This window comes from Stenomitos rutilans, assembly GCF_059505485.1.
Map to the genome: position 1 here is coordinate 18,574 of NZ_JCACKR010000110.1, position 24,261 is coordinate 42,834.

At 49.4% G+C, this 24,261-nt stretch carries 21 protein-coding genes; 11 read left to right on the top strand and 10 right to left on the bottom strand.

Annotated features, from left to right (window positions below):
* Positions 1 to 9 precede the first annotated feature (9 nt).
* On the top strand, positions 10 to 2,004 hold the full coding sequence (locus tag AC5JLP_RS21960) for an ATP-binding cassette domain-containing protein (RefSeq protein ID WP_496070089.1): 1,995 nt from the start codon (positions 10 to 12) through the stop codon (positions 2,002 to 2,004).
* A 46-nt stretch (positions 2,005 to 2,050) separates the two neighbouring features.
* On the opposite strand, the gene AC5JLP_RS21965 is transcribed toward AC5JLP_RS21960, so the two are convergent.
* Entirely contained in the window at positions 2,051 to 2,398 is a 348-nt protein-coding gene (locus tag AC5JLP_RS21965; protein ID WP_496070090.1) for a four helix bundle protein, read from the bottom strand.
* A gap of 109 nt (positions 2,399 to 2,507) precedes the next feature.
* Between AC5JLP_RS21965 and AC5JLP_RS21970 the strand changes: the two genes are divergently transcribed.
* The 3 genes from AC5JLP_RS21970 (at position 2,508) to AC5JLP_RS21980 (ending at position 5,198) form a co-directional block, all read left to right on the top strand.
* Positions 2,508 to 3,611, top strand: a complete 1,104-nt coding sequence (locus AC5JLP_RS21970; protein WP_496070091.1) for an ABC transporter permease — start codon at positions 2,508 to 2,510, stop codon at positions 3,609 to 3,611.
* Positions 3,612 to 3,619: 8 nt separating this feature from the next.
* Positions 3,620 to 4,756, top strand: a complete 1,137-nt coding sequence (locus AC5JLP_RS21975; protein ID WP_496070092.1) for an ABC transporter permease — start codon at positions 3,620 to 3,622, stop codon at positions 4,754 to 4,756.
* A gap of 82 nt (positions 4,757 to 4,838) precedes the next feature.
* Positions 4,839 to 5,198, top strand: a complete 360-nt coding sequence (locus AC5JLP_RS21980; protein ID WP_496070093.1) for a hypothetical protein — start codon at positions 4,839 to 4,841, stop codon at positions 5,196 to 5,198.
* Positions 5,199 to 5,256: 58 nt separating this feature from the next.
* Here the strand turns inward: AC5JLP_RS21980 and AC5JLP_RS21985 are convergent, their stop codons facing one another.
* The 3 genes from AC5JLP_RS21985 to AC5JLP_RS21995 all read right to left on the bottom strand — a co-directional run bounded on the left by AC5JLP_RS21985 (position 5,257) and on the right by AC5JLP_RS21995 (position 7,751).
* Positions 5,257 to 6,066: a tRNA(His) guanylyltransferase Thg1 family protein gene (locus tag AC5JLP_RS21985; RefSeq protein WP_496070094.1), complete on the bottom strand. Its 810-nt coding sequence runs from the start codon at positions 6,064 to 6,066 to the stop codon at positions 5,257 to 5,259.
* Positions 6,059 to 6,502 (bottom strand): AAA family ATPase, encoded by a 444-nt coding sequence (locus tag AC5JLP_RS21990; protein WP_496070095.1) that lies wholly within the window; start codon positions 6,500 to 6,502, stop codon positions 6,059 to 6,061. Before AC5JLP_RS21990 ends, AC5JLP_RS21985 begins: the two co-directional genes overlap by 8 nt.
* A 67-nt stretch (positions 6,503 to 6,569) precedes the next feature.
* Positions 6,570 to 7,751: a glycosyltransferase family 4 protein gene (locus tag AC5JLP_RS21995; RefSeq protein ID WP_496070096.1), complete on the bottom strand. Its 1,182-nt coding sequence runs from the start codon at positions 7,749 to 7,751 to the stop codon at positions 6,570 to 6,572.
* A gap of 231 nt (positions 7,752 to 7,982) precedes the next feature.
* Between AC5JLP_RS21995 and AC5JLP_RS22000 the strand changes: the two genes are divergently transcribed.
* Entirely contained in the window at positions 7,983 to 8,981 is a 999-nt protein-coding gene (locus AC5JLP_RS22000) for a glycosyltransferase family 2 protein (RefSeq protein WP_496070110.1), read from the top strand.
* A gap of 19 nt (positions 8,982 to 9,000) precedes the next feature.
* Here AC5JLP_RS22000 and AC5JLP_RS22005 read toward each other — a convergent pair whose 3' ends face one another.
* Positions 9,001 to 9,594 carry a nucleotidyl transferase AbiEii/AbiGii toxin family protein gene (locus AC5JLP_RS22005; protein WP_496070097.1) on the bottom strand — a complete coding sequence of 198 codons (594 nt, stop codon included), beginning with the start codon at positions 9,592 to 9,594 and terminating at the stop codon, positions 9,001 to 9,003.
* Positions 9,595 to 9,954: 360 nt separating this feature from the next.
* Here AC5JLP_RS22005 and rpsB point away from each other — a divergent pair, with 360 nt between their 5' ends.
* The 6 genes from rpsB to AC5JLP_RS22035 all read left to right on the top strand — a co-directional run bounded on the left by rpsB (position 9,955) and on the right by AC5JLP_RS22035 (position 21,263).
* The gene (gene rpsB / locus AC5JLP_RS22010) at positions 9,955 to 10,749 is read left to right on the top strand and encodes a 30S ribosomal protein S2 (protein WP_496070098.1); all 795 of its coding nucleotides are present in this window, start codon (positions 9,955 to 9,957) and stop codon (positions 10,747 to 10,749) included.
* A 97-nt stretch (positions 10,750 to 10,846) separates the two neighbouring features.
* Positions 10,847 to 11,599: a translation elongation factor Ts gene (tsf, locus tag AC5JLP_RS22015; protein ID WP_496070099.1), complete on the top strand. Its 753-nt coding sequence runs from the start codon at positions 10,847 to 10,849 to the stop codon at positions 11,597 to 11,599.
* A 246-nt stretch (positions 11,600 to 11,845) separates the two neighbouring features.
* Positions 11,846 to 13,387 carry a site-2 protease family protein gene (locus tag AC5JLP_RS22020; RefSeq protein WP_496070100.1) on the top strand — a complete coding sequence of 514 codons (1,542 nt, stop codon included), beginning with the start codon at positions 11,846 to 11,848 and terminating at the stop codon, positions 13,385 to 13,387.
* Between the two features lie 243 nt (positions 13,388 to 13,630).
* Entirely contained in the window at positions 13,631 to 18,478 is a 4,848-nt protein-coding gene (locus AC5JLP_RS22025) for a PAS domain-containing protein (RefSeq protein ID WP_496070101.1), read from the top strand.
* 172 nt (positions 18,479 to 18,650) lie between these two features.
* Complete coding sequence (locus tag AC5JLP_RS22030; protein ID WP_496070102.1) at positions 18,651 to 20,852, top strand: PAS domain S-box protein; 2,202 nt, start codon at positions 18,651 to 18,653, stop codon at positions 20,850 to 20,852.
* Between the two features lie 3 nt (positions 20,853 to 20,855).
* A complete protein-coding gene (locus AC5JLP_RS22035) occupies positions 20,856 to 21,263 on the top strand; it encodes a response regulator (RefSeq protein WP_496070103.1) in 408 nt (135 codons plus the stop codon).
* A 194-nt stretch (positions 21,264 to 21,457) separates the two neighbouring features.
* Here AC5JLP_RS22035 and AC5JLP_RS22040 read toward each other — a convergent pair whose 3' ends face one another.
* The 5 genes from AC5JLP_RS22040 to AC5JLP_RS22060 form a co-directional block, all read right to left on the bottom strand.
* Positions 21,458 to 21,643 carry a low molecular weight phosphatase family protein gene (locus tag AC5JLP_RS22040; protein WP_496070104.1) on the bottom strand — a complete coding sequence of 62 codons (186 nt, stop codon included), beginning with the start codon at positions 21,641 to 21,643 and terminating at the stop codon, positions 21,458 to 21,460.
* Between the two features lie 121 nt (positions 21,644 to 21,764).
* Positions 21,765 to 21,956 (bottom strand): arsenate reductase/protein-tyrosine-phosphatase family protein, encoded by a 192-nt coding sequence (locus AC5JLP_RS22045; protein ID WP_496070105.1) that lies wholly within the window; start codon positions 21,954 to 21,956, stop codon positions 21,765 to 21,767.
* Between the two features lie 31 nt (positions 21,957 to 21,987).
* Positions 21,988 to 22,395, bottom strand: a complete 408-nt coding sequence (locus AC5JLP_RS22050) for an arsenic resistance protein (RefSeq protein WP_496070106.1) — start codon at positions 22,393 to 22,395, stop codon at positions 21,988 to 21,990.
* A 136-nt stretch (positions 22,396 to 22,531) separates the two neighbouring features.
* Positions 22,532 to 23,044: an arsenic resistance protein gene (locus AC5JLP_RS22055; protein ID WP_496070107.1), complete on the bottom strand. Its 513-nt coding sequence runs from the start codon at positions 23,042 to 23,044 to the stop codon at positions 22,532 to 22,534.
* A 249-nt stretch (positions 23,045 to 23,293) separates the two neighbouring features.
* Positions 23,294 to 23,623: an ArsR/SmtB family transcription factor gene (locus AC5JLP_RS22060; protein ID WP_496070108.1), complete on the bottom strand. Its 330-nt coding sequence runs from the start codon at positions 23,621 to 23,623 to the stop codon at positions 23,294 to 23,296.
* Positions 23,624 to 24,261: the final 638 nt, after the last annotated feature.

The window sequence follows — 24,261 nt, forward strand, 5'->3', positions numbered from 1 at the left end:
GCCTTTTCGGTGACTAACAACAAGAGTTACCCGTCATCAGTTTTAAACTCTCAGTCGGATCTAACTCAAAACTCAAAACTTAGAACTCAAAACTCTCCTGCCATCATCCACGTTGAGGCGCTCCATAAACGCTACGGCAGAATCGCCGCCGTTCGGGGCATCGACTTTGACGTGCAGCCAGGAGAAGTGTTTGGGCTGATTGGGCCCGATGGCGCGGGCAAGACCACCACGTTTCACATTCTGGGTGGTGTGATGGAAGCCACCACGGGTAACGTCCAAGTTCTGGGGCAAATTCCCCGCAAGGCACGGTTAGGCATTGGCTATCTCACGCAACAATTTTCGCTCTATCTGGATCTCAGCATTGATGAAAACCTTCGCTACATTGCCGGACTGCGAAGCGTGAGCAATCGCGACTTTGCCGAACGACGCGAGAAATATTTGCGCCTGATGAATCTGGAGCGGTTTGGCGATCGACTGGCAGGGCAACTCTCTGGCGGCATGAAGCAAAAACTAGCGCTCTGTTGTGCCCTGATCTACAAACCAGAAGTATTGCTGCTGGATGAACCCACCACAGGCGTTGATCCCGTTTCACGACGCGAGTTTTGGGATGTGTTGGCAGCGCTTGCCAGTGAAGGGGTGACGATCGTGGTCGCAACGCCCTACCTGGATGAAGCAGAACGCTGTAACCGCGTCGCACTCATGTACGAAGGACAAATTCAGCAAATCGGTACCCCTGCGGAGCTAAAAGATAGCTTAGGGCTCCATCGTCTGGAAGTGCGCACCAGTCAGCTTCAGGCGGTAGAACAGGCACTTGAGGCCCAAGTGTCCGACTCTGGTGCCTCAACACCAATTCATGACGTGCAAACCTTTGGCGATCGCCTGGATGTGCTCGTCAGCGATACGCAAACGGGTGAAGCACAGGTGCGACAGGTTTTAAGCCAGAAACGTTTCCCCCTCGATAGTCTAGAGCAGACCCAACCAACCCTGGAAAACGTCTTTGTAGCTCGGTTACGCCAACAGGGATTGGAACCGCCCTTTATCTCGTTTCCTCGAACAATGCGGCACGATCGCCATTCTACCGATGCAGCCATTTACGCCCGTAACCTTAACCGGATGTTTGGTACCTTCCAGGCTGTTAAGAACGTCAATGTGGAAGTGCGCTATGGCGAGATTTTTGGGCTATTGGGTGCCAACGGAGCCGGAAAAACAACCACTATTAAAATGCTGTGTGGATTACTGGAAGCCAGTTCGGGCGATATTTCTCTCGGTGGCGAAACGGGCAACCTGCGGAGTGGCGAGTTACGTCGACGCATCGGTTACATGAGCCAGAAATTCACGCTGTACGACGATTTGACGATCGTGCAAAATCTAGAATTTTACGCTGGGGTTTACAGCATTCCGCAACGCCTCCGACGCGAAAAAATTGCGTGGGTCATCAACATCTGCGGGTTAGAAGGGCAAGAAAACCTCATCACTGGACAACTTCCCGGTGGCTGGAAGCAGCGCGTAGCCTTTGGGGCCTCCGTCATGCACGAACCCGAAATTCTTTTTCTCGATGAACCCACTTCTGGGGTTGATCCGTTAGCACGACGGCAGTTTTGGCGCTTAATCAATGACTTTGCCCGTCAAGGAACCGCCATTTTGGTTACAACCCACTATCTCGAAGAAGCTGAACAGTGCAACCGCATGAGCTTTTTGGTCGCAGGCGAAACCGTCATTGAAGGCTCTCCCAGTCAAATCAAAGCCGCTCAACCCGGTAAACTCATCGAGATCACGCCCGACCAAAATCAAGCCGCATCTGACTTACTCAAACAAACGCTCGAACCCTGGCGCGTCTCCATCTTTGCCGATCGCCTCCACGTCGTTGTCGATAATCCCGATACCGAAATTCCCCAACTGCGCGATCAACTTCAAGCAGCTAACATCACCGTTCATTCCCTCCGCCCCATTCCATACTCCCTGGAAGATGCATTTATCGGCACAGTACAGCGAAGCCAAAAATAGTTTTGAGTTTTGAGTTAAAGAAATTTACGAAGAAAAAGGTTTTGGGTTAGAGAGTTTTGCGAGTTGTTTTGACGATAGAGGTTAGCAAACGAATCAGTTCTTCAACACGGCTTAGTTCAGAGTTTAAGTCAACCTCAACCAACTGAGATGCTTGTAAGAGCCGTAGCCAGTAGCGAGTTTCTCTAGCTTCTTTAGCAGCAATACACATTTTCGCCCAAAGAACCTTGCGACTTTGACCAGCACTCGCCTCTTCAACATTGGCTCCAATGCTAGTGCCACTTCTTAATAATTGATTCGATAAGACAAACTCCCGCTGACCTTGAAGTCTCTTATATAGCTGAATAACCTCCAACGAAAACTCAAAGCTCTTTTTCTGAATGATACTTTCCGCCATCGCCCTAGACCAAAATCTCGTTCTTCCTATTCTTCCCAACTCAAACTTAAAACTCTTAACTCAAAACTCAAAACTCTCCCGCCCACCTATCCCTTTGAGATTCCTCCAGATGAAGCGTATTCTCGCTCAGTGTGTGAAAGAATTGGCGCAATTTCGACGCGATCGTTTGACGTTGGCATTAGCATTTTTACTGCCCGTCATGACGCTTTTAATTTTTGGGTTTGCGATTCGGTTGGAATCAAAAAATATTCCGTTAGTGGTGCAAGACTTTGACCATAGCAATCTGAGCCAGACGTATGTTGAACGACTGTTTGCGACCAACCAATTTGAGCCAGTACGTTGGTCTGGTTATGACCCCACGCATGATGCGATCGATAAAGGCATTGCCAAAGCGGCGGTCATTATTCCACCCGATTTTAGCCGCCGTATTAAAGACGATAAGCAAAGCGTCGTACAGGTTCTAGTGGATGGTACTGATGCCAACAATGCTCGTGTGATTAAAAACAGCATTCAGGCAACCACAAACTTTTTTCTGTCAAATGATGTGTCACCCAGTACTCAAAAAGTTCAAGCTCATACTCGCTTATGGTTTAACCCTGGGCGCAAAGAATCGCTTTACATTGTGCCAGGAGTGTACGCGGTTGTATTGTGGATTTTTCCATCTTTATTAGCCGCGATCGCGATGGTGCGTGAGAAAGAAAAAGGCACAATTTTGCAAGTTTATGCCTCCAGCTTAACGGCTTCAGAATTATTGTTGGGCAAGGCACTAGCTTATCTGGTTGTGGGCCTCTCTGAGGCGTTAGGCGTGATGCTTTTAGGATCAATTATCTTCCAATTTGGCTTTGCAGGTGATCCAACCCCATTATTGATTGGTACGCCTATTTATCTCAGTGCAGCCATCATGTTTGGTCTACTGCTTGGAGTACGCGCTGGAAATCAAAATGCAGCCGTTCAAGGTGTTTCTCTGGTTGGTTTCTTAACAGCGTTTTTGCTTTCTGGTTTCATTTATCCTTTGAGCAATATTCCGTTTCCACTCTCTTTGTTGCCCAATATTGTCCCGGCTCGCTACTTCATTGTCGTGACTCGTGATGCATTTGTACGCGGCATTGGTTGGACAAGTGTTTGGTTTGACATTTTCATGATGCTGGCGATCGGGCTGTTGCTATTCAACGTGGCTCGTCGCCTTCTCAGCCGTATGCAGTTACCAGATTAGATAACACCATGAAATCTCTCTCTGCATTTTTTAGAACCTTATTTGATAGTCGCTTCGTAGCCTTGGTGCGGAAGGAAGTGAACCAAATTCTGCGCGATCGACAATTGTTGGTGTTGCTCATTATTCCGCCGACAGTTCAATTGTTGTTATACGGCTTTGCGTTGAATCCAGATGTGCATTACTTGAAGTTGGGCGTAGTCGATTATGCCAATGTCTCAGCCAGTCGAGAGTTAGTGTCTGCGTTGACCGAAAATCATATTTTTGTTGTGAAGTCATATCCGCCAACAGAGGAGGAACTGAGCCGTCAGGTTGAAGTAGGAGAATTAACGGCTGGTATTGTGATTCCCCCAGACTTTAGACGCAATATTAGTCAAGGTAAAACAGCCGAAATTCAAGCCTTTATTGATGGAGTTGATGCTAACACTGCCGGAATTGCGAATGGCTATATCACTCAAATGTTGCGGCAGTATAATTTCACTTTGGCTGGCGTTACGTCCAATCCAATTGTTAAGTCAGAAGTGATCTTTCTATACAATCCAGGGTTGTCAAGTAGCTGGTTTTTTGTACCAGGCGTCATGGGCTTTGTGCTCACGCTGATTGGCAGTTTAGTGTCAGCGGTAACAGTGGTGCGCGAGAAAGATACCGGAACTCTAGAGCAGTTATTGATGACACCCGCTGAAGCCTGGGAAATTTTGCTGGCAAAAGTTGTGCCCTTATTTGTACTACTGATGGGTGACGTTTTTCTAGCACTGAGTTTAGGACGCATTGTGTTTAGCCTTCCGTTTCGCGGCAGTTTGCTGCTGTTTATTGCCATGTCGGGACTGTATCTTTTTGTGGGAATTGGGGTTGGCATTATGTTGGCAACCATTTCTAAATCGCAGCAGCAGGTTGTCCTCACTGCCTTTTTTATCAACTTACCAATGGTGCAAACGTCGGGCGCGATCGCCCCGATTGAAACGATGCCCACATTCTTCAAGGTCGTTTCATTGCTCAACCCCTTGCGCCATTACATTGCGATCGTGCGAGGCATTTTGCTGAAAGGGGTCGGCCTAGAAGCCTTGTGGATGCATGCGTTAGCGTTAGCGTTAATTGCGATCGTTCTGCTAACTATCAGTGTCAACAAATTCCGTAGCCAACTCAGCTAGCCGCATGAGGGGCATGGGTCGCGCTTCATTCTAAGCAGATTTGCTAAGCTGGAAAAGCCGCACGGAAGGAGCGATCGCCATAATGCAGTTTATCCCAAAACTATTGCCCTACCTGACCCTTGCAGTGCCGCTGGCGATCGCGGTTCACATCACAGCCGCTACCGCCCAACCAGTTCTCGCACAGCCAGCATCAGGCTGTCTTTCTGGCACTTCAAATGGACTCTATGAGGGCGATCGACCCCTCACCCGCTACGAATTTGCCGCAGGAATGAATGCGTGTCTGGATCAGGTGAATCAGCAATTAGAGTTTAACAAAGCCAATTTTGCGACTCGCACTGATTTTGATACGTTGATTCAACGGCAGCGAGAGTTAAATGAGCAATTGAAAGAGTTGAGCGATCGGGTTGGCATCATCTCAGGCGATGAAACTCTAGTCAAATAAGAATTTTTGATCAACAAAAGCTGGTATCGGCTTAGCTGAGATAACACAGACTTCGTTATCAAATTGCCGAGTTGCGGCTCTCAACACTTGCTAGATCTGGATGCGCTTGAAGCACCAAATCTCTAACAAATTCGCTGTAATCATTTTTCATAGGAAGCTCCATGTCAACCTTGATGCGTCTTCTTACAGCGAAAACGTCCTCTCCCGTTGATGGATTGGTGGCTTTTTTCTGATACGATTCCCAGTACAAACCGACACCACGCTTTTGCCAGTTAGGTAAATTATTGAAATTGATTCCAGCTTGTTGATAAAGCAATTCATTTTTATCACCTACAGAAAGCCTGTCTAGTTTTTCAGTTGCCGTTTCAGCGGTTGCGCCATCTTTTCGTAGTGTCCAGTAACAATGAGCATTTAAGGCATTGCGATGAGCATCTTCCTGCCGCCAACGGAAGTAATCAACCACCAAGTTAAGTGTAGGAAGCTGAGAAATTAGGCAGTCGAATGCTGCAATACTACCAAGTGATAGAGAAAGTTTTGCACTTGCCTCACCTGCAAAAATCGAATTAAGCTTCCGCAATTTTCGACCAAAACTTTCTTCATCTTTGTGTAACAAGAGTGATATTTCATCGCTCTGTGTGTAGCCGTAAATTATACGAAAGCCACAGTTCATGAGATGTTCTACCGCCATCGCCATACAGTCTCGGAATTTGGGATCGAAGGGTGCTTCAAACTTATGCGTTTCTTTTGTCAGATGTGTAAAGTTACGTCCATCAATCCGCGCTACCATAAAAAGCTCTGGCAGGACGCAGAAATCATGGGCTGTCTCAAAAGTTCTCAGTTTTGTATCCAACTCTTCAAATTTAATCAACCCACTCCTTCACTGTGAATGTACCTTCAGGTAGTAATTGAACATAGTAAAGCTCGTTAAAACCTTCTATATATTTTGGGAGTATCAAACGTGCATGTGTCCCTCTAATTCCTTTTTCTGGAACTTGATATTCTAGAGTTCGACTTTGATTGCGTTGAATTGAATCGGCTATTTTCGATTCAAAATAGTAGCCAACAACATAAAAGCCTTGCCTCTTCGCTGGCTCAATATAACGTTTACGCTCTTCGAGTGTTGGGTTTGTATTATCAATAACAAATGGCTGATCAATCTCAAGACAAGTCTCCAAAAGACGTTTTTCTCGATGTCTAGTTTTGAGCATGTCCAGGTTAATGCGAATGTGTGTTTGAAAAAAACGTTGACTGTAGAACGTTGATTTACCACTTGCTTGAATACCCACAAAAATGATTGCTTGCACTGCTGCTCCAATGACAACTCAAAGCTTGTGTTCGTTTCATTTTTTGCTCAACAACCCTGTGCTACTGTCAGAACAGAACCGATCGCACGATCGCCACCGTTTCTTCAATCATCCGTTCTTCGCGGAACATGGTTTCTGCCTGTTGTTTACACGCCTGCCCAACCTGTTGACGGAGTGCTGCATCACCTGCCCAGTCCTTCAAGATGGCAACCAACTCTTGAATGGTGGATTGGAAGTTGCCAAACATCGGGGAAGTCAGCAGTTTTCCCGTATCGCCCAACCCTTCTGGTACACCACTTACTGCTGAAGCTGCCACAGGCAATCCTTTTGCCATCGCTTCCATCATCGCCAATGGCAGTCCTTCTGATTCAGATGGCAGCAGAAAAATGTCGCTGGCATCCAGCCAGTCGTTGATGTCATCCAGTTCGCCCAGAAACTTGACGCGATCGCTCACGCCAGCCTGTTTTACCGTTTGCTTAAAATGATCAGCCAACGTTCCCGTTCCCGCCCAGGCAAAGTAGAGACGATCCCAAACGGGCGTTTGCTTGAGTTGCTTGATCGCACCGATTTGATACTGATAGCCCTTGATGATGTCCATGCGGGCAGCCGTGAAGCAGAGAACCGCATCCTCAGGAATATGCCAATGCTGACGCAGGCGCGATCGCACCGTTAAATTGGGTGGCTGAAAATAAGCGGCTGGTCGCCCACAGTAAATCACCTGTCCTTTGTCTTCCGCCAGCCCAAACAACTTTCGCAGCAACCGCAAATTATCCTCCGAAACGGCAATGACAGCCTTTGCAGCATCGTACTGCTTTGCCAGCGCCGCATACGCTTCCGGTACCTCTCTCGGCTTCACTGGATGCACCAAGTGTTCCACAATGATGAACGGAATGCCATGATTGATCGCAACCTGTTTAGGCGCAAAGTTCGCGATCGGCCCCCCATTACTCACAATTAGCAAATCTGGTTTCGCCTCAGTTATCACCTTCTCGGCATCGACGGCCTTTGCCGCCTCCAGCCAAACGTGCTGCTGAATGCCAACCTGCTTTTGCTGAGCCACAAACCAATCTGCTCGTAGCCGTACTCGTTCCATACCAGCGGAACCAAAAAGCTCTACCAGCCCGTCAGGAATATCCTGCACATGCGTCATCTGGTAGCCTAGAGTGGCTAAGGCACATACAATCGCATGGTTGTATTGCAAAAGTCCGCCGATCGCAGGCGACGCATACAGCAGAATGTGTTTAGTCACGGCAGGGGAGTTGTTGGTTGTCAGTTGTTAGAATGCACGATGCGATCGACAAACTAACAAATGAAGGTAGAGGGTAGGAGGCAGGGGAAGCGGAGGGGGCAGGGAGGCAGGGGAAGCGGAGGGGGAAAGGGAGGCTGAAGGTTAAAGGCTAAAGGCTAAATCTCTCATTCTTCTCTTTCAACTCAAAACTTTCTAATGCAGCTAACAACTAACAACTTTCTAGGAGTCGCCGTGTTTTTCAGTGTGGTCATTCCGACCTACAACCGCAAACCAATTTTAGAGAAATGCCTGAAAGCGTTGGAGCATCAGCAGTTTGATGCTGGCGCGATCGCAGGCTACGAAATTGTCGTCGTCGATGATGGTTCCACCGATGGCACCGTAGATTGGTTACAAGCAAACGCCAGCACTTACCCTCACGTGCGTCTCTTTCAGCAAGACCATCAAGGCCCCGCCGCTGCCCGTAATTTGGGAGTCGAAAAAGCCTCTGGCGACACCATTATTTTTATTGACAGCGATCTCGTTGTGACGGAAGGGTTTTTGCAAGCACATGCAGACGGTCTTCAAAGGGGACAGGGGCCAGGGGGCAAGAGCCAAAAGCAACTCAACACTCAACACTCAACACTCAACACTCAACACTCCCCACTCCCTACTCCCATCTTCACCTACGGTCGCGTTATCAACACTGCCAACTTCGACAACCCCACTGCAGAAACTTACAAGATTACCGACTTTTCAGCGGCGTATTTTGCCACCGGAAACGTGGCGATCGCCCGTGTCTGGCTGGAAAAAGCGGGACTCTTCGACACGCGGTTTCAACTCTACGGCTGGGAAGATCTAGAGTTAGGCGTTCGCTTGAAGCAACTGGGTTTAACGCTGATTAAATGTCCCGATGCGGTTGGCTATCACTGGCATCCACCGTTTGCTCTAAACCAACTGCCGAACTTGATTGACAAAGAAATCCAACGCGGCAAGATGGGTGTGCTGTTTTACCAGAAGCACCCCACCTGGAATGTACGCATGATGATCCAGATGACCTGGATTCATCGGGTGCTGTGGGGTGTACTGTCGATCGGCGGACGGCTCAACGAACGAACGATGGCACCCTTCCTGCAATGGCTGATCGATCAAGGCAAACCCCAACTCGCCCTCGAAGTCGCCCGCATCTTTCTCAACTGGTACAACGTCCAGGGCGTTTACGAAGCGTATGGCGAAATGCAGTCTAACCGTTGAAGTGAGTGATAGTTAGCCTTCAAAATTCGTCTTCGTCCTCAGTTGCCTGAATGTCTTGCGCGACCAATTCTCGCCAAACAGTTAGTATCGCCGCCTCAGCATTGGCAGCTTGTAGACAACTCATCACAGCACCAGAGTCCGCTTTGAGTTTGGGGAACGTCAGCAGCAGCATTGCCAGATCACGCCAATCAGTTCCCGCCTTAGGCTTACCGCGTCGTTGATGATAGGCAATGACCTTACTCGCAATTAGCTCAGCGGGCGACAGGATTAGCACCTGCTCGATACGTTGTGCCGACGGTAAGGTTTCAACAGGGCGCAGGTCAACAAGGTGACGATTTCCAGACTTTTGAACTTGAAATAAACGGTAGCCTCGTCCATCTCCAACTTCTCGCACGCTCACAGCAATGTGGAACTGCTGACTTAGATGCTCTCGCAGTTCTTCGGCTAATTCTCTAGCACGGGTTGAGAGGAGATCAATGTCTTGCGTCATACGAGGTTCGCCAACGTAAGCATTGACCGCTTGAGCGCCAAAAATCACTGCATCATTGCGATCGCGCGAAAACTCCAGCACCGAGTTTTGAATCGTTGCTAATGGCAATGATTCACGCATCATAAACTCTCGAAACGTTAACGTACCTGCATCGAACATAACTGTTGTTCAGCCAAAACCTATTCTGGCTCCAGACAATCATTCTCCTACAGACATCGAAGTAATGACATCGGTAAACCACCGTTGGCGAGTCGGTTAACTTACCTCAGTACCGCGTTACACGATTCCCCAGCGTGCTACCCTAGGGGAGTTGTCTAAAATCGCACATCCAGGATTTCGGGTGCCTAAAGATAGTTGTTAGAGGTTAGTTTTTAGTTGTTAGACAGAGATGCTCTGGAAATCTAACAACCAACAACTAAAAGCTAAAAACTCTTCAAGGTGCTCCTGGGTGGAGGATTAACCCGAATCAGGAGTTCAAACCAAATGCCAGTTGTTTCGTTGGCTCAATTGCTAGAGTCTGGGGTTCACTTTGGGCACCAAACCCGTCGCTGGAACCCCAAAATGGATCCGTATATCTACACCGCTCGTAATGGCGTACATATTATTGACCTAGTGCAAACTGCCCGGTTAATGGATGAAGCGTACAACTATGTTCGCACTGCATCTGAACAGGGTAAGAAGTTCCTCTTCATCGGCACCAAGCGTCAGGCCGCTGGGATCGTGGCACAAGAAGCATCGCGTTGTGGTGCTTATTATGTCAACCAGCGCTGGCTGGGCGGCATGCTCACCAACTGGGTAACGATCAAAACCCGCGTCGATCGCCTCAAAGAGTTAGAGCGTCGGGAGGAAACGGGTGGACTGGATCTGCTGCCCAAAAAAGAAGCCTCGGTGCTGCGACGTGAGCTAGAAAAGCTCCAGAAATATCTGGGCGGCATCAAAGCCATGCGCAAAGTGCCCGACATCATCATCATGGTGGATCAAAAGCGCGAGTACAACGCTGTGCAGGAGTGTCAGAAGCTTTCGCTGCCGATCGTGGCCCTGCTCGACACCAACTGCGACCCTGATTTGGTGGATGTGCCCATTCCTGCGAATGACGATGCCATCCGTTCGATTAAGCTAATTGTAGGTAGACTGGCAGACGCAATCTACGAAGGTCGTCATGGGCAGCTTGAGTCTGATGACGAGTACGAAGACTACGAAGGCGGCGAGGAAGACTTCGACTACGAAGATAACGACACCTCGTTTATTCCCGAAGACGGCGACGAATCCGAAGCGTAAATTCAGTTAAGAGTGTTGAGTGATGAGTTTTGAAAGCAAGACTGATCACTTAACACTCAACACTTAAAACTCAAAACTTGCAGAGTGGGAAAGGGTAATGGCGGAAATCACAGCAAAATTAGTCGGTGAACTGCGCCAAAAAACGGGCGCAGGAATGATGGACTGCAAAAAAGCGCTCACAGAAACGGGCGGCGATCTGGAACAAGCCGCCGATTGGCTCCGTAAAAAAGGCATTTCTTCGGCTGAGAAGAAAGCAGGCAAAGTGGCGGCTGAAGGCATTGTCGATAGCTACATTCACACGGGTAGCCGCGTGGGTGTGCTGGTCGAAGTCAACTGCCAGACCGACTTTGTGGCGCGGAACGAAGCCTTTAAAAAGCTGGTGCAGGATATTGCCAAGCAAATTGTGGCATCGCAGCAAGTTGAGTATGTGAAGATTGCTGACATCCCCGCAGAGATCGTCGATCGCGAAAAGGCGATCGAAATGGGACGCGACGATCTGGGCGGCAAACCCGAAGCGATCAAAGAAAAGATTGTGCAGGGTCGCATTGAAAAGCGACTGAAAGAGCTTTGTCTACTCGATCAGCCCTATATCCGTGACCAAAATATCACGGTGGATGAGCTGGTAAAGCAAAACGTCGCTCAACTGGGTGAAAACATCCAGGTGCGCCGCTTTGTGCGCTTTGTGTTGGGTGAAGGCATCGAGAAAGAAGAGTCCGACTTTGCCGCCGAAGTTGCCGCTCAGCTTGGTACCACCGCGCCGAAAGCAGAGCCTGCTGCTGAAGCTCCTAAACTAGAGGAAGCTCCCAAAGAGGAGAAGAAGGAAGGGAAGGGCGGCAAGAAGAAAAAGTAGCCTCGATCGCTCAGACCAATCATCCTCAGAGGCAGCCCAACGGACTGCCTTTACTTTTAGTAGCATTCTGTCAGCACCCGATTCAGGTAGATTAAGGAATGGCACTCATGCAGAGCAGCCGTCTGAGTCTCGATCAATCCAGGATGTAGAAACTATTGTTCAGAAACTCACCTTCTGACTCCTAACTTCTAGAAACAGACCGGTTTCGCTTTTAAAGGATCAAAACGTCTCTCGTAAAGGTTGGGAATGATTACTGCCATCACTGTGCTGGTCGCGCTGGGGTTTCTGGGCTGGGGCTTTTACCGCGCCAAACCATTCGGCAAACTGGGATTAGTTGCCTGGCTGCAATCTGTCGTACTGATTGCGCCCTGGCTACTGTTTTTTGGTCTGTCGATCGTGGGCATTTATCTCAACATCGTCAGCGTGCTGTTTTTGTTTGTGTTGTCCACAGGTCTTTACATTTACCTGGGCAACCGACTGCGATCGATCGCTCAAACTGAAGCACTCTCCCGTCGAGCCAGCGCGATCGCCAATGCCGAAGATCCCAACGCACCAACCACCGCTAGCAATGCCGACGGCACGGCATCAGCCTCTTCAGTGGCGCAGGAACAGGCGACAAAACCAGCCGAAGAACTCCCCGCCTCTGACATTATTCCCATTCCAACCGCAGACCTGAAGGCAATCCAGAGCGTTTTTGGGATCGACACATTTTTCGTCACTGAAACCATCCCCTATCAAGAAGGGGTGATTTTGAAGGGCAATTTGCGCGGAGATGCCGAAGCAACGGTTGCCCGACTGTCAGAACAGTTGCTGGAGAAAGTCGGTGCCAGCGAAACCGATCCGCAACAGCCTCGCTATCGGTTATTTCTTGTCGAAGGGCAGGATAGTAAGCCTGTGGTCATCGTACTACCGAGTAGCCGTGACCCACTGCCATCGACTCTATTTCAGAAAGGAGTGGCAGTACTCCTGCTCCTGGCAACGATCGCCGCCAGTCTCGAAAGCGGTGGACTCATGCTCGGCTTCGACTTCTTCACATCTCCCCATCGATTTGCAGAGGCATTACCGCTAGCAGCAGGTATTCTCAGCGTGCTTGCTGTGCATGAGTTAGGGCATTGGGTGCTGGCACGTCGCTATCAGGTTCGTCTCAGCCTACCGTTTTTCATTCCCACCTGGCAGATTGGCTCGTTTGGAGCCGTGACCCGCTTTGAATCGGTCTTGCCTAACCGCAGTGTCTTATTTGATCTTGCAATCGCAGGGCCAGCCGCAGGTGGCATTCTCTCGTTGGGAATGCTGGTCGCTGGACTACTGTTGTCGCATAAAGGCAGCTTGTTTCAAATCCCAACTGAGTTTTTCCAGGGTTCGATCTTAGTCGGTACGCTCACGCGGGTCGTGCTGCGAGAATCACTTCAGCAGCCGATCGTCGATGTGCATCCTCTCGTCGTTTTGGGGTGGCTAGGTTTGGTGATTACCGCGCTCAACCTGTTGCCAGCAGGACAACTGGATGGTGGACGGATCGTACAAGCAATTTACGGACGCAAAATTGCCGGACGGACTACGATCGGCTCCATCATTGTGCTGGGTCTGGCGTCGATCGTGAATCCGCTGGCGTTGTACTGGGCGATCGTCGTGCTGTTTCTACAACGAGAGCTAGAGCGTCCTAGCCAAAACGAACTTACTGAACCAGACGACACCAGAGCCGCTCTAGGGTTGCTGGCGTTGTTCTTGATGATCGTGACCTTGCTACCGCTGACTCCTAGCCTTGCAGGACGCTTAGGTATTGGCAGTTAATGCCTCTAAAGCACGTAGTCATGTATGAAAAGCTACACGGTTTTTATGCTGCCACTTAGTCTCTTTATGAAAGGTTATTTTGCTGAAAGCATCTCGCAACAGCGTTTTCAGGCGAAAGACTTGAATTCTTGCTGCCTGAATTGTGTTGTTTTATAATTGGGTGCATCAGAGAAATGCTTTCTGCCGAATACTAATAGCAACACAGCGTGTTAGAAATGCTACTCAGTATTTCAAGGTTTTGAGGTGTCTAAAGGCCAAGTATTCTCCTTCGTTTCGTTGGAAAGCATTCTAAGGAACGTTTCCGCCATCACCCTCCAGATCCAGCAGAGCCAGGAACTAGAGAGCATTTTGCGATGGGCGATCGACGAGATCAGGCCCCTTTTATCAGCCGATCGTGTGCTGGTTTGCCAGGTTTTAGAGAGACAGGATGTCGTTGTAACCTTGGAGTCGACTGACGTAAACCAACCGTCACAACTTGGTCAACGGCTCGATGCCCCTAATCTTGATGTTGCCTGGTTGGAACACTACAAGCAGAGGCGGGCCAGTCTCCTTTTAGACAGTTCTAGTCAAAGCATAATCGCTTGTGGTGCTGAACAGGTCAACGTTTTACAGGAGCATACAGCCCTACTAGAGCCACTTTTCAACCGAGATACCTTGTGGGGTTTTTTGCTTGTTCAGCCTCATCACACCCCACGAGAATGGCTCCCTTTAGAAGTGCAGCTCTTACACCAGATCGCTCTGCAACTGGAGGTTGCCATTCAGCAAACGGGCCTGCGCGATCGAGAGCATGCAGCACAGTCGGGGCATAAAAGTGAAGATTTTGTCACAGCTCAACGAGTTGCCCAGATTGGCAACTGGCGTTTTGATGTCGCAACTGAAAGCATTAGTTGGTCAGAGGAGCTGTTTCATCTGTACGGACTTGATCCAACGCAGCCAGAACCTGACCTGACAGCATACATTCAGCTCATTCACCCAGAAGACCGTAGTCGCTTTCAAACCACAGTGCAACAGTCCCTGTTAACAGGTGAACCATACGCCATTGAGTTTAAAGCTCAGCGTCCGGATGGCTCTATTCGGGTGGTGGAAGGGAGGGGGGAGGCCGTTGTCAACACTCAAGGAGCCGTCGTTGGGCTGGTTGGAACCGCACAGGATGTGACTGATCGCAAACAGAAAGAAGACCTGACCCAAAATATTGCACAGGGCGTCTCAGCCGCTGTCGGGAAGGCATTCTTTCAGTCGCTCGTGCTGTACCTCATTCGTCTACTGAAGATGGATCAAGCCTTCGTGGGTGAGTTAATCGGACCAGGAAACAGATATGTGAGAATCATGGCTGGGCCAGGCAACGGTCAATCTCTAGACGGAGTAGAGTATCCCCTAGACGGCACACCCTCTGAACAGGTGGTGGAGCAGGGTTTTTGTCTGTACACAGACTCCCTTCAGCAACGATTTCCAAATGATTTGACCTTGCTGACTCTAGGCGGAGAAGGTTATGCAGGGATTCCCCTTATCAACTCAACAGGAACAGCCATTGGGTTTGTGGGTGTCATTAGCAACCAACCGATCACCAACGTTCCGTTTATTCAAGAAGTCTTGACGACTTTTGCGGTAAGAGCCACCTCGGAGCTAGAGCGACAACAGTCAGAAGCGATCCTACGTCACTATGAGCGTATTCTTTCTGCGACACCCGATTGCGTTTCACTCATCGATCGCCACTACGTCTATCAGGTTGTGAACCAGACGTATCTCAACTGGAATCAGAAAACCTATGACGAAATTGTTGGACACTCTGTCAGCGAGTTGTTAGGGCAGACCTTTTTTGAGACAGTATCTAAACCCCGGTTGGATCGTTGCCTTGCTGAAGAGGCTCAGCAAACGTTTGAGACATGGCAACAGTATCCCGATGGACAGCGGCGCTACATTAGAGCGACCTATACACCGTACTTAAACAGAGACCGCACGATCGCGGGTGTGGTTGTCAATGTCCATGAACTGACGGATGTCAAGCTAGCAGAAGAAGCCCTACGGGAAAGTGAAGAACGCTTTCGCCAGATGGCAACCAACATCCAGGAAGTCTTTTGGATGGCAGATATCAACTTCACCCGCATCATCTACATCAGTCCAACCTACGAGGAGATGTGGGGACGTAGTTGTGCCAGCCTTTACGAGCAGCCCCAGTCGTTTCTCGAAGCCGTTCATCCAGACGATCGCGCTCAAGTCATCGCGATTATTGAACAGCAGCGGTACACGGGCTTTGACCACGAATATCGCCTACTGCACCCGGATGGCACCATCCGCTGGATCTGGGAGCGAGCCTTCCCTATAGCAGACGCAACTGGTCAGCCCTACCGAGTGGTTGGGGTGTCTCAAGACATTACCGATCGCAAAACCGCCGAAGTTGCGCTTCAGTTTAGTCAAGCTAAGTTCGAGGTTTTAGTCGCCAACATGCCAGGGATGGTCTATCGCTACATTCCAGCCACGCCGGATTGCCCACATCACTTTACGTTTGTGAGTCATCAGTCCTACGAACTGCTGGAATTAGCGCCAGAAGATCTCCTGCAAAGTGCGGATGCCTTTATCACCTTGATTCACCCAGACGATTTGCCTGGTTTTCTCGCCTCTGTCAATCACGCGGTAGAGCATTTCCTGCCCTGGCACTGGGAAGGACGCATTACTACCCCAGCAGAGCGACAGAAGTGGATTCAAGGACATTCTCAGGCAATCGCATCACCCGAAGGGTTCGCCTGGGATGGGTTGCTGATGGATATCAGCGATCGTAAAGCCGCCGAAACGGCTCTAGTTGAGCAACAGGAGTTTACAGAACAGATTGCCCGATCAACGCTAGCCATTCTGTATATCTACGACTTGCTTGAACAACGCAACATTTACGCCAATCAACAGGTTGAAGCTGTTTTGGGTTACACTCCCGACGAGATTCGTGAGATGGGCGGAGCGATCTTTCGGCTGCTAATCCATCCAGAGGATGTGCCCAACGTGATGGTTGATCAGCAACGCCTTTTAGCGGCGCAAGATGATGAATATATCGAAACCACTTACCGCATGCGCCACAAGGCAGGAGACTACCGCTGGTTGCTTAGCCGCGATCGCGTTTTTAGCCGTACCCCTGAAGGCGTGCCGCAGCGATTACTGGGCATTGCCACCGATATTACAGCTCTCAAGGGAACACAGGCATCCCTGCGTCAGCAAGTGGAGCGCCAACGGTTGCTCATGGCGATTGCCCAACGGATTCGTCAAACCCTCGATTTAGATCATATCCTTCAGACCACTGTGACCGAAGTACGGCAGTTCTTGCAGACCGATCGTGTCATCATTTATCGGTTTGAGCCAAACTGGAGCGGCATCATTATCGCCGAAGCGGTTGCAGAGGGCTGGCGATCAATCCTGGGCATGCAGATCACCGATACCTATTTTGTGAATACCCAGGGACAACCTTATGAACAGGGCAGAGTCAAAGCAACCGACGATATTTATACCGCTCAGTTTGATCCGTGTCATGTGGCATTGTTGGAAGGAATGCAGGTACGGGCAAAACTGGTGGTGCCCATTCTTCAGGATGACCATTTATGGGGGCTTTTAGTCGCTCAGCATTGCCGATCGCCCCGACAGTGGGAACCCTTAGAAGTGGAACTGCAACAACAACTGGCAACACAAATCGCGATCGCGATCCAACAGGCTGATCTTTATCGCCAGTCACAGCTAGAACTTATGGAACGCGAACGGGCGGAAACCGCACTGCAACGACTGAATCAAAAACTGGAACAGCTCAACCAGAAGCTGGAACAACGGGTGCAGGAGCGGACACAGTCGCTCCATCAACAGGCAGAGCAGGAACGCTTGCTGCGCCTGATCATCCAAAACATCCATCGCTCCCTCAATGTAGAGGAAACGCTCGCGGCAGTACTGGGCGAAACTCGCCAGACTCTTAAAGCCGATCGCGTCGCGGTTTTTCAGTTTAAGCCTGATTGGAGCGGTAGTTTTGTCGCTGAATCAGTCGGTGAAGGGTGGGTACCACTAGTCAAACCAGACATTCAGCGAGTGTGGCAAGATACCCACTTGCAAGACACTCAGGGTGGGCGCTATCAACATAACGAAACGTTTGCCGTGAGTGATGTTTATCGTGTCGGGCATCAACAATGTCACATTGATTTGTTAGAACAATTTCAAGCTAAAGCCTATGCAATCGCGCCAATCTTCGTGGATGAGCAGCTTTGGGGGTTGCTGGCCGTTTATCAAAACAGCGCTCCACGCCTCTGGCAAGAGTGGGAAATAAGTCTGCTCAAGCAACTTGGCATTCAAACTGCGATCGCCCTGCGGCAGTCTTACCTGTATCAAGCCGTTCAAGCACAGGTTAAGGAGTTGGAGCGGCTGAATCAATTGAAAGATGACTTCCTCAGCACCGTCTCTCACGAATTGCGATCGCCCATGTCCAGCATTAAGATGGCGATCCAAATGTTAGAAATTAGTCTGGCACCGAGCGGTGTGTTAGACGATGAAACAAATGTCACCAATCGGTATTTAAAGATCTTGCGAGACGAAGTGAAACGCGAGGTCAACCTGATCAATGATCTGCTGGATCTGGCGCGATTGGATGCTAGCACTGAACCGCTCACACTAACCAAGATTGACCTTTCATCCTATATCTTGTATCTGGTAGAACCATTCATTGAACGCACCCAACAACAGCAGCAGCAATTAGTGATTTATATACCTGACAACTTGCCGCCTTTTACGACCGATTTATCTTTCTTGGAGCGTATTCTGACCGAGCTCCTCCACAATGCTTGTAAATACACGCCCGCTAGAGAAACTATCACCGTGTCGGCTCAAACGATTAGCACGGCTCTGGAGCTTCGCGTCAGTAACTCCGGGGTCGAAATTCCTCCGACCGAGCGCGATCGCGTCTTCGACAAGTTTTACCGCATTCCCAAAAACGATCCCTGGAAGCATGGAGGTACCGGGTTGGGATTGGCACTGGTGAAAAAGCTTACCGAACGACTGGGCGGTCAGATCCGTGTTGAGAGCAGCATGGGACAGACCACGTTTGTCCTGAACTTTGGCGACCTCAGAGCATGACCGCAACGAAGCCTCTTCTAATCACGGTTAGCACGTGACTTCAGGAGTATAAAGATGGGCCGCATCGCCTTATTCAGCGGCATAAAGAGAAATAGGCGTTCTCTCACCTTCTGGCACTGCTCACGGAATGATTAGGATTGAGAAGCCTGTGCCATCAGCCTGGAGTAGAACGATGCTAAATGTAATAAATCCTTTAGCTGGAACCAATACGTTTGTTTCTTTTGGGGATTGCTCTCTTGGGAAGCCTGCGCTGCTAGGGCTGCACGTTCTTTCAAATGCGCTCATCGCTCTTGCTTATTACTCCATTCCAATCACGCTGTTTTATATTGTTCGTAAGCGGCGAGATCTTCCCTTTAGCTGGCTTTTTCTGCTGTGTAGTGCCTTTACTGTTGCCTGCGGCACTACATACCTCTTGGAAATCTGGCCGTTGCGGCAGTTTGGTGACTGGCTCTCAGGCATAGCCAAGCTATTAACGGCTTGCATCTCGATCACAACGGCTATTCTGCTCGTGTTGATCGTGCCCAAAGCTCTGGCATTTCCCAACCCCAAAGAACTAGAGCTAGCCAACGGTGCTTTGCAACAGGAAGTAGCTGAACACAAGCGCATTCAAAGAGAACTCACTCGCAGTCGAGATTTGCGAGAGGCTATTTTTAACGAATCAGCAGACGCGCTCTTTCTGGTTGATCCTCAAACTCTCCTCACCCTGGATTACAATCGACGGGCAGTAGAGCTGTTTCAAGCGGTTGACCCAGCGCAGTTAGTTGGCATTGAAGGACACACGCTGCAACGCAACCAGTTTTCTCAAAAGGAACTGAGCAACATTGCTGCCGAAATACAGTCGAGCGGTCTCTGGAGCCGAGAAATTGAGTTTGTGACCTGTCAAGGGAATGGCTTTTGGGGAAACATTGCGGTCAAACCGATCGTGGTTGCTGAACGGGCGATGAACCTGGTACGAGTGACGGATATGAGCGATCGCAACAACGCTGAACGCAAACCGGCAGAAGAAACCCTCCGCCGCTACGAACGCATCGTCTCTGCCACCACAGATGCCATCCTGCTGCTCGATCGCGACTATCGCCACCAGGTAGTCAACCAGGCTTATCTCAATCGGTACCACAAGCAAGAGGATGAAGTGATCGGCTCTTCTGCTGCGAACCTGCTGCCACCAGACGTGTTTGAACAAATCGTCAAACCCCGTTTAGATCAGTGTTTAGCAGGACAGGTCATCCAGTACGAGATGTGGAGCGACTGCCCCACGTTGGGACGGCAGTTTTTGAGCGTTACCTACGCTCCCTACTACACCGCAAACCATTTGATTGTGGGCGTTGTCGCCAGCCTGCGTAACATCACTCGACTCAAGCAAGCAGAAGTAGAGCTAGAGCTTCAAAGCCTGATTGCAAGAAACATGGCCGAAGGCATTTGCATGGTCAAGGTAAGCGACGGCCTCTTTGTTTACGCCAATCCTAAGTTTGAGCAGATGTTTGGGTACGATGGCGACGAGTTGATTGGGCAGCATGTCGCGATCGTCAACTACGAAGACCGAAACACCGACACCACAGAAACATACGAGCTACTGGTCCATACCATTCTAAAGCAGGGTGGAGCGACGTATGAAGTGCAAAATGTCAAAAAAAATGGTACGCCCTTTTGGTGTCAGGCCACTACGTCTGTCTTTGAGCATCCAAACTACGGTGCTGTTTTTGTCGTGGTTCAACAGGATATTACCGAGCGAAAACGCGCAGAAACCGTCATTCAAGCATCGCTAGCCGAAAAAGAAGTACTGCTCAAAGAAATTCACCATCGCGTCAAAAATAATTTGAGCATTGTGGATAGTCTATTACACATGCAGTTGCGTCGATCGTCCGACCCAGATGTCGTCGTCGCCTTAAAAGAAAGCCGGAACCGCATCGCATCGATCGCGCTGGTGCACGAAAAGCTCTACGGCTCTAAAGATCTCGCAAACATTGACTTTGTGCAGTACATTGCCGATCTCACTGCTCACCTGTTCAATTCCTACAATACCTATGCCAATCAAATTAAACTGACGATGCAAATCGAGCCGATTGCGCTCGATATTGATACGGCTGTCTCCTGTGGTTTAATCGTCAATGAATTAGTCACGAATGCACTCAAATACGCCTTCCCAAAAGGGCAACCGGGTGAAATTCAGGTCATGTTTCGGCAACACTCCAACCATACTGTCACCTTTAGCGTAGGAGACAACGGGGTTGGGTTACCGCTAGACTTTAACCCTAAGCAAACTAAAACACTAGGCATCACCCTAGTGCAAGGCTTAGTCAAACAACTTCAAGGCACACTCAACATTAACGCTCAACCAGGAAGCACTTTTATCATTTCCTTCAGCAGACCTTAAACCATGAGCCGCGATCGTGAGCCTCTTGCTAGCCCCATCTCAACACGGATCCGCATCTTGATCGTGGAAGATAACTACGTGCTTGCTGCCAACCTGCAAGAGAATTTAGAGTCACTGGGCTATGAGGTACTGGGTACAGCGACCTCGGTTAAAGAGGCCATTCACAAAGTCGTCAGCCTGCGTCCCAGCATTGTGCTCATGGATATTCGGTTAGAGGGTGAGCAAGATGGTATTCAAGCCGCCGCGTTTATCTGGAACCAACTTCAGATTCCCATCATCTTTGTGACCGGGCATTCTGATCACAGTACCTTGGCCCGAGCCAAAACCACCTTTCCCTTTGGCTACGTTCTGAAACCAGTCAAAATTCAAGCACTGCACGGCGCGATCGCCACTGCTTTAGACCGTTGGTAGAGAAAAATGTTAGTGGAGAAAATTGCTCCTGTAGAGTGCCTCCATGACATCCACTATGCGATCGCGATTGGACGAGTCCTTTATGGTGCCGTCTTCGCTCAGCTTCTAATATGTGTACTTCGGCGAGTTTGCCTGGAATGGCTACCACAAGTTCTCTGCAATCAACGGCGTTTCTGGTGCGCTCATGGGTTACCTCACACAATAGGTGCGGTTTCGAGGGACTCAATGAGTTGTACTACCCGCTCTTTCCCCTCATCGCGTACTCTAGGAAAAATTTCTGGCTGCTCGGCTGGGTCATCCAACTGCCAGTCTTCAAAAACATCGCGCATCACCCAGGCAGACGGCAAATTTACGCCACACCCGCACAGCGAAATCACCACGTCGAAATCTTCAGGGTTAAAATCTTTCAGGGCTTTATACCGATTTAACGAATGACAGCTACAGATCAATCAGTGGGTAGGGGCAAGGCAATGCCTTGCCCCTACAGGATGTGTCGCATTTTCAATTCAAATTGGTATTAGAGGTTTGGCGACTGATGTCGATACCCGCATCCTTCATCGTGGCGATTGCTTCCAGTCTCACCTGGCTGGCTTCCAAACCAGAACTGGTCACTTCAATGGTTCCAGCACCAAGAGCATTCGCAAACCCTTCTGCCATTTGCGATCGCGCCGAGTGCTTCTTGCACACAAACATCACCGCTTCATCACAACATTCTCTCCAAAAATCACAGATTTTTCGATCGCGTCATGAAATAGCGCCGCTCAAACCAAAACGCCAAATTTACCAGCGTTATTAAAGTAGGTACTTCCACCAAAGGACCAACCACCGCAGCAAATGCCGTACCAGAATTGATGCCAAACATTGCAACAGCAACCGCGATCGCCAACTCAAAATTGTTGCCTGCCGCTGTAAACGCCACGCTTGCCGCTTTGGAGTAGTCTGCCTTAACCCGCCACGCCATGTAGAAGCTAACTAGGAACATCAAAAGAAAGTAAATCACCAACGGGACGGCAATACGCGCCACATCCAGGGGAATCTGCACGATCTTTTCTCCTTGCAGGCTGAACATGGCAACGATCGTAAACAGCAATGCGACGAGCGTGGGCGGGTTAATTTTCGGGATGAATTCCATGTAATACCAGCGTTTGCCTCTGATCGTGACGAGAACGAACCGAGTGATACCAATTTGAATTGAAAATGCGACACATCCTGTAGGGGCAAGGCAATGCCTTGCCCCTACCCACCGATTGATCTGTAGCCGTCATTCGTTAAATCGGTATGAAATACCCAGCTAGAAACGGAATGCCCAGATAGATGAACACACTTTTGGCAATCTCAGCCATGCTGACGTTGACCATGCTGCTTTGCAAGCCAAATATAGGTGGCAGCACATTGAGAAAAAACCAGGCAAACGGACTGTAAAAAATCACCTGAAAAATGCTGTTAAAGGCTACCAACCCAGCCGTATATTCCGTGTTGCCTCGTGCTAAATCACTCCAAACCACGACCATCGCAATGCAGCGAGCTAAACCAATCAGAATTAGCCCTACCATATACTCTGGTTTGCCTCTAAGAAAGGTGATTGCCAGCAGAAACATCAGCACTGGCCCAATCACCCAATTCAGCAGCAGCGACACACTCAAAATCTTACCGTTACGGAAAACACCGCCTAGCTCTTCGTAGTACACCTTCGCTAACGGTGGATACATCATGAGAATCAAGCCGATCGCAATCGGTAGATTCGTCGTGCCCACTTGAAACTGATGGATAAAGGACTCCACGCTGGGAACGAAAGACCTAGCGCGACCCCGATCACCATTGCCAGAAGAATCTAGAGGCTCAGGAAATGATCAAGGAAAGAAAGCCACTTTAAAGTTGAGCTTTACATCACAGACTGATTCATAACAATATTTATTGATTTATAGTAAGCGTCTCACCGTCAGAAAGAAATTCCTTTCTCTATCATTTCAAATAAAGTTGATTTATCAAGCCGTTCATCAGATTAACCGCCCGAAAAAAAACCTGATGGATCAGCGATCGTCCTGACACGAGCGTGCAGGCAGAATGGGACTGAAGCGACGGAATTCTGCCAGGTATTGCTCTAGTGCCACAAATTGAGTGAGATCAAGGCTGTAATAAATCCAGCGACCTTCTTGCCGTCCCCGAATCAAACCCGCTTCTTTCAGCGTCTTCAGGTGAAACGACAGTTTGGATTGGGTCACGCCCAGAAGTTCACAAAGATCGCACACGCACAGTTCTTTCTTCCGCAGCAACTCAATCGTCCTCACTCTCAACGGCTCAGATAAAGCATGAAAGCCTAAAACAATTTTATTTGATGCTGTATTCAACGCTTGATTCATCAATTTTTGTTGAAGTGAGACTCTAATTATAGTAGAACTTTATTGTAGCGAATCACTGGCTGAGCACTAAGTGCAGGCGCTTCTGAGCCAGGGCAAACGCACACTCAGGCAGTTAAAAGCCGCAAGAGATAACTGTTGCCCTACCCAGCTTTTAGGCGTTTAGCCTTGATACCTCCTTTAGCAGCAGTGTCTTGACGCAACCAGTTAAGCGCGACATGGCGAATCAGAGCGAGAGTTTCGGGCGCATGGCCTTTACAAACACGCGAGGCCTCTTCATCAAAAGCGACATCCAAGCCCCAATGGATTTGGTTCTCGATGCCCGATGAGCGCGGGTATAGTGGGCAAACGTGGCAGCATTGACCGCAAGCGAACTGGGGCAATAGCGGGTTTCGGTGGGTCTTTGTTCTAGAAGCGGCGATGAGTGTATACCACAACCAGGGTTTGTAAGCCTGTCCAATTCTACCTTTGACGGGGGGTAAAGACGTAGACGGCAGGGACTTGAACTACGCTTCGTGACTCAATGCAATGATGCTCACTCTCACAATGCTGATGCTGCGTGAAGTCGATGCCTTTGTCCTGACGGGCCTGATTGACTGACAGAAGTAAGGGCTTATCGGCGGAAAGTCTTGATGATTGCA